This window comes from Pseudomonas sp. 2VD, from assembly GCF_005503585.1.
Classification (GTDB): Bacteria; Pseudomonadota; Gammaproteobacteria; order Pseudomonadales; family Pseudomonadaceae; genus Pseudomonas; species Pseudomonas aeruginosa.
In genome coordinates, this window is record NZ_SCND01000143.1 from 1 (window position 1) to 13,820 (window position 13,820).

The 13,820-nt window shown below is 65.6% G+C and carries 17 protein-coding genes and 2 pseudogenes; 6 read left to right on the forward strand and 13 right to left on the reverse strand.

What is annotated here, in order from left to right; genetic code table 11:
• From FFS27_RS16795 to FFS27_RS16805, 3 genes and pseudogenes are all read left to right on the forward strand, one after another.
• Window positions 1-475 (forward strand): annotated as a pseudogene (locus FFS27_RS16795) (patatin-like phospholipase family protein); the annotation flags it as partial.
• 26 nt (window positions 476-501) lie between these two features.
• Window positions 502-1,395, forward strand: a complete 894-nt coding sequence (locus FFS27_RS16800) for a hypothetical protein (RefSeq protein ID WP_003110080.1) — start codon at window positions 502-504, stop codon at window positions 1,393-1,395.
• Complete coding sequence (locus tag FFS27_RS16805; RefSeq protein WP_003090500.1) at window positions 1,379-1,645, forward strand: DUF5329 domain-containing protein; 267 nt, start codon at window positions 1,379-1,381, stop codon at window positions 1,643-1,645. The genes FFS27_RS16800 and FFS27_RS16805 overlap by 17 nt, the downstream gene beginning before the upstream one ends.
• Here the strand turns inward: FFS27_RS16805 and FFS27_RS16810 are convergent, their stop codons facing one another.
• From FFS27_RS16810 to hmpA, 3 genes are read right to left on the reverse strand one after another with little or no spacing between them, the layout of a single operon-like run.
• Complete coding sequence (locus tag FFS27_RS16810; RefSeq protein WP_021264902.1) at window positions 1,646-2,839, reverse strand: NnrS family protein; 1,194 nt, start codon at window positions 2,837-2,839, stop codon at window positions 1,646-1,648.
• On the reverse strand, window positions 2,826-3,083 hold the full coding sequence (gene ppyR, locus FFS27_RS16815; RefSeq protein ID WP_021264903.1) for a psl/pyoverdine operon transcriptional regulator PpyR: 258 nt from the start codon (window positions 3,081-3,083) through the stop codon (window positions 2,826-2,828). The genes FFS27_RS16810 and ppyR overlap by 14 nt, the downstream gene beginning before the upstream one ends.
• A 53-nt stretch (window positions 3,084-3,136) precedes the next feature.
• A complete protein-coding gene (gene hmpA, locus FFS27_RS16820) occupies window positions 3,137-4,318 on the reverse strand; it encodes an NO-inducible flavohemoprotein (protein ID WP_021264904.1) in 1,182 nt (393 codons plus the stop codon).
• Window positions 4,319-4,472: 154 nt separating this feature from the next.
• Between hmpA and norR the strand changes: the two genes are divergently transcribed.
• From norR to mvaU, 3 genes are all read left to right on the forward strand, one after another.
• Window positions 4,473-6,026, forward strand: coding sequence for a nitric oxide reductase transcriptional regulator NorR (gene norR / locus FFS27_RS16825; protein WP_003090504.1), 1,554 nt, complete (start codon window positions 4,473-4,475; stop codon window positions 6,024-6,026).
• Between the two features lie 100 nt (window positions 6,027-6,126).
• A complete protein-coding gene (queD, locus tag FFS27_RS16830; protein WP_003090505.1) occupies window positions 6,127-6,483 on the forward strand; it encodes a 6-carboxytetrahydropterin synthase QueD in 357 nt (118 codons plus the stop codon).
• A gap of 307 nt (window positions 6,484-6,790) precedes the next feature.
• Window positions 6,791-7,144, forward strand: a complete 354-nt coding sequence (gene mvaU, locus FFS27_RS16835; protein ID WP_003090506.1) for a histone-like nucleoid-structuring protein MvaU — start codon at window positions 6,791-6,793, stop codon at window positions 7,142-7,144.
• Window positions 7,145-7,219: 75 nt separating this feature from the next.
• Here mvaU and FFS27_RS16840 read toward each other — a convergent pair whose 3' ends face one another.
• The 10 genes and pseudogenes from FFS27_RS16840 to FFS27_RS16885 form a co-directional block, all read right to left on the reverse strand.
• Entirely contained in the window at window positions 7,220-7,516 is a 297-nt protein-coding gene (locus tag FFS27_RS16840) for a VF_A0006 family four-cysteine protein (RefSeq protein ID WP_009877656.1), read from the reverse strand.
• Between the two features lie 263 nt (window positions 7,517-7,779).
• Window positions 7,780-8,364, reverse strand: coding sequence for a GspMb/PilO family protein (locus FFS27_RS16845; protein WP_003090511.1), 585 nt, complete (start codon window positions 8,362-8,364; stop codon window positions 7,780-7,782).
• Window positions 8,364-8,747 carry a hypothetical protein gene (locus FFS27_RS33280; protein ID WP_003090512.1) on the reverse strand — a complete coding sequence of 128 codons (384 nt, stop codon included), beginning with the start codon at window positions 8,745-8,747 and terminating at the stop codon, window positions 8,364-8,366. The genes FFS27_RS16845 and FFS27_RS33280 overlap by 1 nt, the downstream gene beginning before the upstream one ends.
• Window positions 8,748-9,393: 646 nt before the next feature.
• A complete protein-coding gene (locus FFS27_RS16855) occupies window positions 9,394-10,473 on the reverse strand; it encodes a type II secretion system protein GspK (protein WP_021264905.1) in 1,080 nt (359 codons plus the stop codon).
• The gene (locus tag FFS27_RS16860) at window positions 10,463-11,053 is read right to left on the reverse strand and encodes a PulJ/GspJ family protein (RefSeq protein WP_004350096.1); all 591 of its coding nucleotides are present in this window, start codon (window positions 11,051-11,053) and stop codon (window positions 10,463-10,465) included. The genes FFS27_RS16855 and FFS27_RS16860 overlap by 11 nt, the downstream gene beginning before the upstream one ends.
• Complete coding sequence (locus FFS27_RS16865) at window positions 11,050-11,475, reverse strand: PulJ/GspJ family protein (RefSeq protein WP_021264906.1); 426 nt, start codon at window positions 11,473-11,475, stop codon at window positions 11,050-11,052. The genes FFS27_RS16860 and FFS27_RS16865 overlap by 4 nt, the downstream gene beginning before the upstream one ends.
• Complete coding sequence (locus tag FFS27_RS16870; RefSeq protein WP_021264907.1) at window positions 11,475-11,885, reverse strand: hypothetical protein; 411 nt, start codon at window positions 11,883-11,885, stop codon at window positions 11,475-11,477. The genes FFS27_RS16865 and FFS27_RS16870 overlap by 1 nt, the downstream gene beginning before the upstream one ends.
• Window positions 11,854-12,288, reverse strand: a complete 435-nt coding sequence (gene gspG / locus FFS27_RS16875; RefSeq protein ID WP_003110089.1) for a type II secretion system major pseudopilin GspG — start codon at window positions 12,286-12,288, stop codon at window positions 11,854-11,856. Before gspG ends, FFS27_RS16870 begins: the two co-directional genes overlap by 32 nt.
• 53 nt (window positions 12,289-12,341) lie before the next feature.
• Complete coding sequence (locus tag FFS27_RS16880) at window positions 12,342-13,529, reverse strand: type II secretion system F family protein (RefSeq protein ID WP_021264908.1); 1,188 nt, start codon at window positions 13,527-13,529, stop codon at window positions 12,342-12,344.
• A gap of 4 nt (window positions 13,530-13,533) precedes the next feature.
• Window positions 13,534-13,776 (reverse strand): annotated as a pseudogene (locus FFS27_RS16885) (ATPase, T2SS/T4P/T4SS family); the annotation flags it as partial.
• Window positions 13,777-13,820 lie beyond the last annotated feature (44 nt).

Consider the following 13,820-nt stretch of genomic DNA (forward strand, 5'->3'; position numbering starts at 1 on the left):
CTACCTGCACCTGGACGGCGGCAACCTGCGCCAGGCGCTGCTCGCCTCCGGCTCGATCCCGATGGTCATGGAAGGCGTCCGCGACCTGCCTGGCGCCGGCCCCGGCACCTACCGCGACGGCGGCCTGCTCGACTACCATCTCGACCTGCCCTACGAGGACCGCGGCGTGGTGCTCTACCCGCACTTCACCGACAAGGTGATCCCCGGCTGGTTCGACAAGGGCTTGCCCTGGCGCCGTGGCGACGCCGGGCGCCTGCAGGACGTGCTGCTGCTGGCGCCGTCGCGCGAGTACCTGGCGCGCCTGCCGCACGCCAAGCTGCCGGACCGCAAGGACTTCACCCGCTACCTCGGCGACGACGACGGCCGCGAGCGCTACTGGCGCCAGGCGATGGCGGAAAGCCGCAGGCTCGGCGACGAATTCCTCGAACTGGTCGACGGCGGCCGGCTCGGCGAACGCCTGCAAGCGCTGGACTGAGCCGCCACCGACGAGAAGGATCCTGCATGAAACTGGCCGTAGCGCTGATCCACGGCATCGGCGACCAGCCCGATAGCCGCGACGAGGACGGTCTGCACAGCTACGCCCGCGAACTGGTAGCGGCGCTGCGCCGACGTCTCGGCGCGGAAGCCGGCGAGGTGGCCTTCCAGAGCCTGTACTGGGCCAGCGTGCTGGACGCCCGCGAGCTGGACTACCTCAAGCGCATCGAGCGCGAGCCGCTGGGCTGGCGCTGGCTGCGCCGGGCGGTGACGCTGTTCCTCGGCGACGCCAGCGGCTACCGAAAGGTCAGCGCCGCCTACGACACCACCTACCAGCAGGTCCACCAGCACGTGCGCAGCGGGATCATGGCCCTGCGCGCGAAGGTCGGGCCGCAGACGCCGCTGGTGATCCTCGCCCACTCCCTGGGCGGGCACATCGTATCCAACTTCATCTGGGACCAGCAGAAACTCAACCGCACGCCGAGTTGCTCGATCGACCCCTTCCTCGGCCTGGAAACCCTGGCCGGGCTGGTCACCTTCGGTTGTAACATCCCGCTGTTCACCTTCGCCTACGAGAAGGTCTGTCCGATCCGCTTTCCCGGCCACTGCCTGACCCCGGCGATCCGCCAGCAGGCACGCTGGCTGAACGTCTACGCGCCGGCCGATCCGCTCGGCTATCCGCTGCGGCCGTTGCAGAACTACGCCGCGGTCGTCCACGAGGACCTCGCCCTGCCGGTCGGTCCCTGGTACAAGCGGCACACCCCGTTGAGCCACATGGAGTACTGGAACGATGCGCGCTTTCACGATTACCTGGCGGACTACCTGCGCCGCCTGTTGGCTGCTGGCCTCGAGCCTGCCGGCGCTGGCCACGCCCTCCCCGCAGGCGAGCCAGGAGATCGGCCGCTTGCTGAGCTTTGTTGAAGACAGCGGCTGCACCTTCATCCGCAACGGCAGCGAATACCCGGCCGCGGAAGCCCGCGCCCACCTGCAGAAGAAGCTCGACTACCTGGAGCGCAAGGATCTGGTCGCCAGCAGCGAGGACTTCATCGAGCGCGCCGCGACCCAGAGCAGCCTCAGCGGCAAGCCCTACCAGGTGCGCTGCGCCGGGCAGACGCGCAACTCCGCCGACTGGCTGAACCAGGAGCTGCGGCGTCTGCGGCAAGCCCCCTGATCAACCGGGATGGCCGTCGACCCGCGGACGACACAGCATCGGCGCGTAGCACCAGGCGAATAGCAGGAACGCCATAGCCCACAGTCCGCCTGCCAGGGGCAGCGCCCAGTTCGCTGGCAACAGGCTGGGCAGGAACACCCGCGCCGCGCAGCCGAGATTGAGCAGGGCGAAAGCCCAGGGCATCGCTGCCGGCGGTTGCAGCGCGCGACCGGTATGGCCGAGAGTGACCCGTGCCAGCATCGCCAGGATCAACCCGCCCATGCCGCCCACCGCCAGCGCGTGCAGCGCCTGGCTCGGCACCAGCGCCAGGCCCAGGCTCCAGAGCGCCATGCCGAGCGGCGCCACGGCGATCCAGAAATACGCCAGGTGCAGCGACCAGAGCAGCGGCACCTGCCAGATGCCGCGATCGCGCCAACGCCACAGGCGCCAGAGTTGCGCACCGCCGAGGGCGGCGAACAGTCCTGCAAGCCAGGGCGTCGGCTGCGCCGTGACGCCCGCGGCGGTGAGCAGCGCCACCAGCACGCAGCCCAGCAGGATGCCATTGTCCAGCCAGGCGATCGCCGGCACCTGCTGCTGGCGGCCGAGACCGCGCTGGGTGAAGAACGGGATCACCCGCCCGCCGATCAGGTTCATCATCCCGGCGATCAGCCATAGCGCGGCGATGGAGGCACGCCGTTGCCAGTCGTCGTTGCCCTCGAACAGGCCGAGCAGGACCAGGGCGTCGGCCAGGGTCAACAGCAGCAACAGGCCCACCACCGGGTAATTGCGCTTCTGCCGCACCCGCCACAGGCTGCGGCCGATAGCCCAGGCCAATAGCGGCAGGAAGCTCAGTTGCAGCACCAGCAGCAGCGCCAGCGGCGCATCGAATAGCCAGGCCAGGCGCGCCGCCAGCCAGAGCCCGGCGAGAAGGGCCAGGGGTTTGCCCTGCAGGCCGGGTACGCCGGTCCAGGTCTGCACGGCGGTCAACAGGAAGCCGGCGATGATCGCCACACCGAAACCGAAGAGCATTTCGTGACGATGCCAGGCCAGCCAGCCACCGACCGGTTGCCAGCCGCTCCAGAGCCCGGCCAGCGCCGCCAGCCAGAGCGCGATGGCGAGCACCGCGAACAGCGCGCCGCCGAGGAAGAACGGGCGGAAGCCCAGGCGCCAGATCGGCGGTATGGCCATCAGCCTGGAACGATCAAGCACTTGCACAGCAGACCTCCCAACCGGATCGACGCATGCGGAACAGCGCGCTCAGGCGCATCACATAGCCAATCTTCAACAGGGTCGGGCCGAGGATCACCAGCGCATGGGAAAACACCAGCGCCGGCATGTTCAGGTAGCGGTCGAGGAAATAGGCGGCGATCACGCCGGCGACGAGCAGCGCCAGGCCGGCCGCCAGCAGCCCGTGACCGATCCGCAGCACCCGCCGTGGACAATCGAACAGAGCGTTCATCTCGATCTCCTTTTTCCAAAAAGGGCCGACGCACCTCGCGCCGGCCCGTCGCTTCAGGCGTCCAGCGCGGCGGCCGGACCGAAGAACTCGTAGTGGCACTGCTGCGAGGGTACGCCGAGGTCGGCCAGGTGGCGCTTGACCTGCGCCATGAAAGGCCTGGGTCCGAGGAAGTAGGCGTCCAGGTCGCGCTCCTGCGGCAACCAGTCGGCCAGTTTCTCGCGGCTCAGCAATCCCTCGGCGTCGGCACTGTCGCCGGCGCGCGGTTCGCTGTAGCAGAAGAAATGCTCGACCTGCTCGTGCTGCGCCGACACGTCTTCGATCCAGTCGCGGAAGGCATGCACGCCGCCATGCCGGGCGCAATGGATGAAGCGGATCGGCCGCGCCTGCGGCAGCGCTTCCTGCAACATGGCCAGGGCCGGGGTGATGCCGACGCCGGCGGTGATCAGCACCAGCGGCTTGTCGCTGTCACGCAGGACGAAATCGCCAGCCGGCGGAAACAGATCCAGCTCGTCGCCCTCGGAGACCCGGTCATGCAGGTGATTGGAGACCCGTCCACCCGCCTCGCGCTTGACGCTGATGCGGTATTCGCGGCCGTTGCTGGCAGCGGAAAGCGAATAGTTGCGGCGCACTTCCTCGCCGTCGATGTCCAGCCGCAGGCCGATGTACTGTCCCGGCTGGAACGCCAGCAGCGGCTGGCCGTCCACCGGCTCCAGGTAGAACGAGGTGATTTCCTCGCTCTCCGCCTGCTTGCGTGCCACGTGAAAGCGCCGCACGCCGCGCCAGCCGCCATCGGCCTGGGCGCTGGCGGCATACACCGACTCCTCGGCCTCGATCAGCAGGTCGGCCAGTTGCTGGTAGGCCGCGCCCCAGGCTTCGAGGACTTCGTCGGTGGCGATCTGTTCGCCGAGGACCTCGCGGATCGCCCGCAACAGGCAAGTGCCGACGATCGGATAGTGTTCGGGCAACACCTGCAGGGAGACATGCTTGTTCACCACCTTGGCCACCAGCGGGCCGAGTTCCTGCAACTGGTCGATGTGCCTGGCGTACATCAGCACGCCATTGGCCAGCGCCCGCGGCTGGTCGCCGCTGGCCTGGTGGGCCTGGTTGAACAGCGGGCGAACCTCGGGGTACTCGCCGAGCATGGTGCGGTAGAAATGGGTGATCAGCGCTTCACCGCCGGTCTCCAGCAGCGGTACGGTGGCTTTGATGAGGGCACGTTGGGCATTGGACAACATAGATGACTCCTGACGCATGCAAGGTTTTGTTTCACCTCGAAGCATTTCAGGAAGCGTGCCAAGGCAAACTACCAGAATTCACGGGCCTTGCAGGCCGGCATAGGTCATAATGACTGCAACCATTCAGAGTCATTAGGACTGCAAAGAGGTCGAAATGACCACCAATCCCTTGCTTGCCACCCTGATCCCGCTGGTTGCCGACCTGTCCCGCGACCTGCCGGAAGACGAACGCTACCGCCGCCTGCTCCAGGCCCTGCGCGACCTGCTGCCCTGCGACGCCACCGCGCTGCTGCGCCTGGACGGCGAATACCTGATCCCGCTGGCGGTGGACGGCCTCAGCCCGGACACCCTCGGCCGGCGCTTCCGGGTCGGCGAACATCCGCGCCTCGAGGCTCTCCTGGAGCGCCGCGGGCCGACCCGCTTCCCTGCCGACTGCGGCCTGCCCGATCCCTACGACGGTCTGGTGGAAGGCCTCCACGGCCACCTGGAAATCCATGATTGCCTGGGCTGTCCGCTGTACCTCGACGACCAGCCCTGGGGCTTGCTGACCCTGGATACCCTCGATCCGTCGCGCTTCGCCAGCGCCGACCTGGATACCCTGGAGGCCTTCGCCAGCCTCGCCGCCGCCACGGTCAAGGCCAGCGAGCGGATGCGCGACCTGACCCGCCGCGCCGAGGACGAGCACCAGCGCGCCGAGGCCTATCTCGAAGCCGCTGGCGAGCGGCCACGGGAAATGATCGGCCAGAGCGCCGCGCACAAGGCGCTGCTGGAAGAAATCCGCCTGGTCGCCAACAGCGACCTGAGCGTACTGATCACCGGCGAGACCGGGGTCGGCAAGGAACTGGTGGCGCAATCCATCCACCGGCATTCCATGCGCAGCGGCAAGCCGATGATCAGTCTCAACTGCGCCGCGCTGCCCGAGACCCTGGTGGAAAGCGAATTGTTCGGCCATGTGCGCGGCGCCTTCTCCGGCGCGGTCAACGAACGGCGCGGCAAGTTCGAACTGGCCGACGGCGGCAGCCTGTTCCTCGACGAGGTCGGCGAGTTGCCGCTGGCGGTGCAGGCCAAGCTGCTCCGCGTGCTGCAGAGCGGGCAGTTGCAGCGGGTCGGCTCCGATCGCGAGCACCGCGTCGACGTACGCCTGATCGCAGCCACCAACCGCGACCTGGCCGAGGAAGTACGTGCCGGGCGCTTCCGCGCCGATCTCTACCATCGCCTCAGCGTCTATCCCTTGCGCGTGCCGCCGCTGCGCGAGCGCGGCCGCGATATCCTCCTGCTGGCCGGCTACTTCCTCGAGGAAAACCGACCGCGCCTGGGACTGCGCAGCCTGCGCCTGGACCACGAGGCCCAGGCCGCGCTCCTCGACTATCGCTGGCCGGGCAACGTGCGCGAACTCGAGCACCTGGTCGGCCGCGCCTCGCTCAAGGCCCTCGGCCACAATCCGGAGCGGTCGCGGATCGTCACCCTGCATCGGCAGGATCTCGACCTGCCCGCGGAAACCCCCGCGCCACCTCGCAGCGTGGTCGAGCCCGCGCCCGCCGCGCCAACGACCGGTCACTCGTTGCGCGCGGCCACCGACGCCTACCAACGCCACCTGATCCAGGACTGCCTGGCCCGTCACCAGGGAAGCTGGGCCTCGGCTGCACGCGAGCTGGGCCTGGATCGCGCCAACCTGGCGCGCCTGGCGCGCCGCCTGCAACTCAGGTGAACGACCGCCCGGTCGGAGCAGACCGGGTCCGGCGCGCAAACCTGCTACCATGGCGCCCCCATTCCGGTTGTCCGATAACCCCGATCCAGAGCGCACTACAGTGGAACTCTTCAAAGAATTCACCTTCGAATCCGCCCATCGCCTGCCCCACGTCCCCGAAGGCCACAAATGCGGGCGCCTGCACGGCCACTCGTTCCGTGTCGCCATCCACATCGAAGGCGAGGTCGATCCGCATACCGGCTGGATCCGCGACTTCGCGGAAATCAAGGCGATCTTCAAGCCGATCTACGAGCAACTCGACCACAATTATCTGAACGATATTCCAGGCCTGGAAAACCCCACCAGCGAAAACCTCTGCCGCTGGATCTGGCAACAACTCAAGCCGCTGTTGCCGGAACTCTCCAAGGTCCGCGTCCACGAAACTTGCACCAGCGGTTGCGAATATCGGGGCGATTGATTCGCCCGACTCTCCCCTGGCGCTTCGCCATCTGCTCTAAAACGGGCTTCCACACAACGGGCCCGTTCTGCCATCTCTCTCCCATGGGTTGTACGAAGCATTATCCCCACGGACATAAAGGTTTCATATTCTTCCGGGAAACATCCGGCAAGCTGTCCCCACAGTCCGTTAGTCAATAAAACCGTGCAACTATATTGTTCTTCCAGTAGATAAAGACTTATCCTTTGCCGCGGACACGGAAAGTCCGTAAAGCCACTATAAATGCACCAAAACCCAGCACCATATTTTTAGAACGGGAGTGAAACGAATGTCCAAACTTGCCGAGTTCCGCGAGGCAGAGCGCAAACTTCAGGAGCAACTGGCCCTGCTGGAAAAGCTGAAAAGCGACAGCAGCCTGAAGCAGGAACTGGAATTCAAGGACAAGTTGCAGGCGTTGATGGACAAGTACGGCATGACCCTGCACAACATCATCGCCATCCTCGACCCCAAGGCTCCGGTCACCGTCAGCGCCGCTCCGCAGCGCCGTGCCCGCGCCCTGAAGGTCTACAAGAACCCGAACAACGGTGAAGTCGTCGAAACCAAGGGCGGCAACCACAAGGTTCTGAAAGCCTGGAAAGAACAGTACGGTTCCGAAACCGTCGAATCCTGGCTGCAACGCTAAGCCGGTTTTCCCGACGGCATCCTGCCGATGCCGTCGGAAACCTCACTGGCTACTTTCGCTCCCCTCCTCGCCAGATCAATTCTGCGACTTCGATTCGCAAGCGCTCCTGATCTTCTGCGCCGCCAGGTTGTTCTCCACCCCCGGCAGGTTCTCCAGCAGACACTCGTAATAAGCCTTTTCCCGCGACAGCAGGAAGGAACCGTCGTTATACAACTTGTCGCAGGCCTGGGTGATGAAGTGAACCGCCACCCCGCTCTTCGCCGTGCGTTGGTAGTCGAGTATGCATTGGTCGTAGTCCTTGTCGTCGGCGAGAGTGGAAAGCGGAAATAACAGCAGCAGGGGCAGCAGGAACTTCATGGCAATGGTATCCATGGGAAAGTTGTGCTCCAGCATGGACGAGCCGGCTCGGAGTGCCAAGCCGACCATGAAGTAAAATTTTGCACTTGTTTACAGGCCGGACCAGACTGGCCGTTCTTCGCTGCGCGAATGCGACAATGGCGGGCCGGGGAGCCGAATCGCAGGCGTCCCGAGCGGATTCGGTTTCCCGGCCGCCTGGCGGCAACTCGCTCCATCGACGGGCACCGCCCTCCGCCGAACTCTTCCGGCAAACGGGTGCTGCCCGATCCGCATCCGCTTCAATAGGCCGCTACGAACAGGAACGACAACTGTAGATTGAGCATGGGCGACAACATATTGTTCAGTTCCAGAAACTCCACCGATACTTGCCGCTGCTCCGCTTCTATATCCTGCAACAACCGACTGAACGAGGCTGGCTCCAACTGCCCGCGAACCTGGGCCTCGATACGCGCGATCGTCCCTTGCTTCTCGAAGCCGCGAGGAAGCAGTACGCTCACTTCCGCGTCAGGGACGCCCGCCAGGCGAACCCGCTCGGTCAGCCAGGCCTGCACATCGGCCCTCGCCTGCGACGCATTCGGCGCCTGCCAGAAGCGCTCTCGCTGAAGGTTCAGGACCTGCTCCGCCTGCATCGCCCGCTCCGGCCAGGCGGTCTGCCGGGAAACGTCCTGGAGCTTGAGCCATTCCCCGGCCAGACGACGATATTCCTCCCCTCGTTCCTCCCTCCAATCCATGCTGAGCATGACCAGATGCACAACCAGCAGCAGGCACAGGCTCCAGATGGCCATGCGCAAGAGTGGTTTTTCCTGCCATTGTCGTTGCAGGTTCCGCCCCTGGAACTGCAGTGATCGCTGGAAGTCCGACATCAGGCACCCTCCCCCGGCGTACGCAGGACCAGGCTCAGCGATAGCCCCTCGCTCTGCGAAGGTTCCACCCTGACATCTTCGAAACTCCCAGACTCCATGAAACGCCGCACATAGAGACGCGGGTCGACACTGTCGGTGCCAATCCGCAAGTCCAGCTCGGAGCCTCGATAGCGCCAGGCGAGCAACCGACTGTCCTTCGGCAACAGTTCCGCCACCTGTCCCAGCAGCGCCACCTGCGAGCGATGCTGCAAAGCGCGCCCCAGCTCCGTGGCCATCCGATTGGTCTGCAAGGCCTGGTTGCGTGCGCTGAGGATCGGCGAGACCTGGTCGCTCAGCTGGTCGTACTGCGTTCGCAGCGCACGCTCGGCCCACCACCAGGACAAACCTTCCCCCAGATTGAATCCGCATCCCAGCAACAGGGTGGCTATGAGCCCATGCGGCAACCAACGCTCCCATCGCAGCAGCGTTGCTTCCGCCGCCGGAACGGCCCAGGGACGGCCCAGCGCTTCCCCAGGCTCGGCAACCAGGCTCTCCGGAATGCGTATTCCCGCCAGCCCCCGGAGCAACCGAACCCATTGTTCTGGCTGGGGTGGGCTGGGAAAGAAATGGCTCAGGACAAGGCAGTCATCTCTCCAGACCTGCAGATCCAGCCCGGAGCGAACCCGAAGCAGCCGAACCGTCTCGCCTTCCGCGACCGACCGAGGGGGAGCCTGCAGGAGGGATTCGGGGATACAGCGATAACGCCGAGGTTGGTCGACGCAGTCTTCGGCAACGGCCTCCCGGACCTCCTCATCCCAGAACCAGACCAGAGCATGGCCACCCCGCCAGGCTACGTAATGGCCTGCGCGGCGAAAAGGCGCCAGGGCGGCAAGCTTCAACGCCAGTGCCTGATACCGGTCAGAGCGCGGCACATGATTGAGATCGAGACAGCGATAGACACACCACGCCCGATCCACGATCCACTGCGCTGGGGCGCGCCGCGCCAACCCTGTACCTCTACGTACCCACTCAAGCTGCGCCCGGCCATCCTTACCACGGCCTTGCCACAAGCGGGGCGGCAAGAACCCCGGGGGCGATATCGGGATGCAGCGGAGGATTCGAGTAGCGATCATTTATCTTCACGGACCTCTTCGAGAGAAGCTGCCAGGGTGGCAGCAGGCGGTGCTCTGAGTTGAAGCGGACCTCGTATTCCGTCCCCTGCTCGGCTCCTGGCGGGTAGAGCCGAATCGACAGGACCGGACTGGCCAGGCGCGCCCAGCCATCCTCGGGAACCAGCCTCGCATGCCCCCCGAGGACGTCATGCAGGTCCGACATCCGGGTGAACGGACGCTGCCAGCGGGCTTGCAGCAGTCGGCCGACAGCGTCCTCCGGTAGTCCCCAGGCAAGAGACAGGATTCGGGCATCCGCGGTGTTGATGTTCAGCGCCGCCTCGTCCGCCGCAACCAGATCGCGCCAACCGGCGTCGAGCAAATGCGCTTCCCAGGGGCGCCAGGCCTCCAGCCGGAAGACTTCCATCACCGAGCGCAACGGACGGCGCCGGGCCTGGCCCGAAGAGGACCTGTCGCTGGCTTGCGCGGCGCTACCCAGTCGTGGAGCGGCGCCGGGATAGAGATAGCTGAACCATTGGGCGACCATGACCTGCACCTGCTCGGCGGGAACCCCCAACCCCGCCAGCAGCCTGGACAGTACCCGCGGATCGATGCCGGAAAGACTGAGGCGCGCGGAGCGATCGAGCAGCGCAATGCACCAGCCATTGGCCATGCAGAACTCCCGGCCATCCAGAGGCAGCTCCCCGCCAATGGGCAGGATCGAAGTGTCCATGTCCACCTTGCTCGGCGCGGCGCCAGCATTTCCCGGTACGCTCAGGCCCGCGACGGTATAGCGCTGGGTAGCCACCAGCCATTGGACCCGCGCCAGCAAGGCATGCTCCTCCAGCTCACGAAGCAGCGCCTTGCGCCGGTTTTCCGTGGCATCCAGCGAGCGCCCGACCCAGAGTACAGCGGCACTGGCCAGCAGGGTCATGATGGCCAGGAACCAGACCACTCCGACCAGAACGAAGCCAGACGAGCGGGCAGACGCCGCATGTCGGCATGCGCCATCAGAAATCATGTTCGGCGGGCCTCGCTCTGGGCAGCGCGACCGCGACAAGGACAAACAGGCGCTCCTCGGGAGCCGTCAGTGCCATCGCCTCGGGAAGGGTATCGGCCAGTTGCGCGCTCGGCGGCCAGTCCCGGAGCCACTGGCCGTGACCGTCCAGATAGCGGAAGCGAGCTTCGCCGCGCAGATGCAGGAGGGGCCAGCGACTGTCCTCCAGCCTTCGCACATAGATCAACTCGGTCCGGTCCTCTCCTGCCCGCCGCTCGAGCCGGAAGGCCAAGGGCGTCGGGATGCCCGCACGGCGATCCAGGGCCGCGGCAGACATGGCCTCGAAACTGAGTTCGTCCCCTCGCAAACGCCAGCGGACCTCGCCAGCCTCGGGAGCGACCAGGTTCTCCACCGCATCACGGAACCAATCGAAGGTCAGCGCCCGGACCTGTCCGCGCCCCAGGTTCTGGTGCAAGGACTGGTTGGCCTTGCTGGCATAGCTCAACCCTTGCATGAGCAACGTGCCGATGAAGGAAACGACCAGCAGCACCACGATCATCTCGAGCAGGGTGAATGCACCCTGTTTTCGTCGCGAGCGGATCATGGTCCATCACCCAGTCGCGCTGGGATGACCACGTAACCGGGAAGCTCCAGTTGCAGCGTCTGCGGCGTTCCATCGCCGGCCCAGATGCTGGCGACGACCCTGAACAAGGTCACGTCGTAGATGCCCGGACTGCCGCTATGGCGGCCCACCGCCGCTTTCGATGCGGACAGTGGCGAACTTCGCCACTCCAGCCGGTAATGCCCCAGCCGGACCCTGCCTGCGGGTTCGAGCGCAGGGTTCATGCGCTCCAGATAGGCCATCGCCACCCGGGCCGTCTCAATGCGCAGCTCGGCCGCCTCGACCCGCTGCATGCTCCGAAAGGCACTGTTGAGCCAGGCGAAAAGCGCACCGCCGACCACTGCCAGGAGCGTCAGCGCAACCACCGCCTCCAGGAGCGTGAAGCCTTCCTGCCGCGCCGGCATCAGCGGATCGTCCCGGGCGCGCAGAGGGGTGGCTGAAGCAGCAGCGTATGTGTCGCGCGCCCATGATGGACCTGCAACTTTCCGCCCAGGCAAACTCCGTTTGCCATGTAACGTATCGGCGGCCGAGCAGTAACCGTCCAGCCATCGGGCAGTCGCAGCAACTGCTCGGGAACCGCCCCGCTCTCATCAATGAGCAGCTCCCGCCCGTCGCTGCGCACGCGATAGCCCAGGGTCTGCAATTGATTGAACAGATCGTCCAGCGCGGTCCTGCGCGCCCAGGTCTCCTGCATCCTCACCAGGCCGGGCAACGCCACCGCAGCAATGGCCCCGACGAACACCAGCACCACCAGCAGTTCGAGCAAGGTGAACGCGGCCTGGTCAACGTTTGGGCGCGTAACCGACATCGGCATCCAGGCCTTTCCCACCGGGCTGCCCATCCGCGCCCTGGCTGTAGAGAGTGAAGGGTTGTTCGGCACTCGGCCTGTCGCTGTACAGGTAAGGCCGGTTCCAGGGGTCCAGCGGTACGCCGCCCTCGAGGTAGGGCCCGTGCCAGAAGGCCCCGAGACGTTCATCGGAAGGCGGCGTGTTGAGTAGCGCCAGGCCTTCTTCTTCGGTCGGCAGCCGGCCGATGTCCAGGCGCATGGTGAGCAACGCGCCCTTGAGCATCTTCACCTGGGTATCCGCCGTCTGCGCCTTCGCCTTGTCGGCCTGATTGAACAGTCGCGGCCCGACGAGCCCCATCAGCATGCCGATAATCACCAACACCACAATCATCTCGAGCAGGGTGAAGCCCTGTTGTGCAGCTCTGTTCATACGGTTTCCACTTCACGTCTCATCCAACCAGCCGCGGCATCGATACCCGGCATTCAAAGCACCATGTCGTTGGCGCTGGTAATCGCCAGTACCACGCCGGTAATGATCAGGCCGAACACAGAGCCGATCAGCAGGGTCGCCAGAGGCTCGATCAGCACCAGGGCCTTTTTCATTCGCGCCTGCCCGGCCTCTCCATAGAGCGTCGCCAGGCTCTGCAGCATCTCCGCGAGCTGCCCGGAGGCCTCTCCAACCCGCACCAGGCTCGAACCGATGGACGTCACCGCCTGGCGCTCCTCCAACGCTGCCGACAAGGCGATGCCGGCCCGCACATCCTGGGTGACTCGCTCCAGGGTCCGGCGCTGCCGGGCAATGCGGACGCCAGCGGCGGAAAGCGCCAGGGCCTCCACCAGCGGCACACGGTTTCCCAGCAGGGTTCCAAGCACCTTCGACCATTGCGCTATTTCCGCCTGCATCAACCATTCCCCGACTACGGGCAGGCGCACCAACTGGTCGAGCGCATGGGCGCGGAGCGCCGGATTGCGCAGCGCCACGGCAATGCCGCCAGCAAGCAGCAGGACGGCGAACGCCAGCAAGCCGGAACTCTCGTTGCTCCATACCCCGATGCTCAGCACTGCCCAGGCAAGCCACGGAAGCTGGGCGGTCTCGTTCAGGAGATTGGCGAATTTCGGAACGACGAAGACGAACAGGGTCGCCACGGCGAGCACCCCGCTGAGCACCAGAATCGCAGGGTAGATCAGCGCCCCTTGCAACTCGGCGCGGGTTCGCCGTTCGTATTCCATCTGCGTGGCACAGTCCCTCAGAGCTCCTGCGAGGTTTCCGGTCATCTCGCCGGCCGCCACCAGTTGATATACATAGCGCGGCAAGTCGAGGCCGGCGCTCTCCAGCACTACGGGAAAGGATTGCCCCTGGCGCAGACCATTGGCCATCGCCTGCAGGGCGGAAATCAACTTCGGGTGGCGCGCGCCTCGCTCCTGGGCCTCCACCGCGTCGGCCATGCTCACTCCCGCCGCGAGCATGGTGGCCAGCTCGTGGATGGCCATGTTCAATTCCTCGGCCTTGAGCCGACGTCGCGAGCCCAGGTTGCGGCGTTTCACCTCCAGGCTGAGCGGGGTGAGCCCCTGGCGCTGCAACTGCCGCAGCGCATCCTGGCGCGTGGGGAGGCAGAGTTCGCCACGAACGCGCCTGCCCTTGCGATCGACGGCTTGGTAGATGAAATTCATGGACTTAGCCGCTGGTCACGCGATGCACCTCGTCAAGACTGGTCATACCCAACCAGGCCTTGATCAAGCCATCTTCACGCAGATTGCGCTGTCCCTGGCTGGCGGCAAGCCGATGCATCTGTTCGAGGGAAGCTCTCTGCACGATCAGGTCGCGCATCTCGGAAGACAGATCGACGAGTTCGTAGATGCCCACACGGCCGCTGTAGCCGGTACCTTCGCATCGACCGAGGCGGCCAACTCGCGGCTGTTACCGGGGCACGCAGCGCCATAGCGCGAGGCGCGAGGATGCGG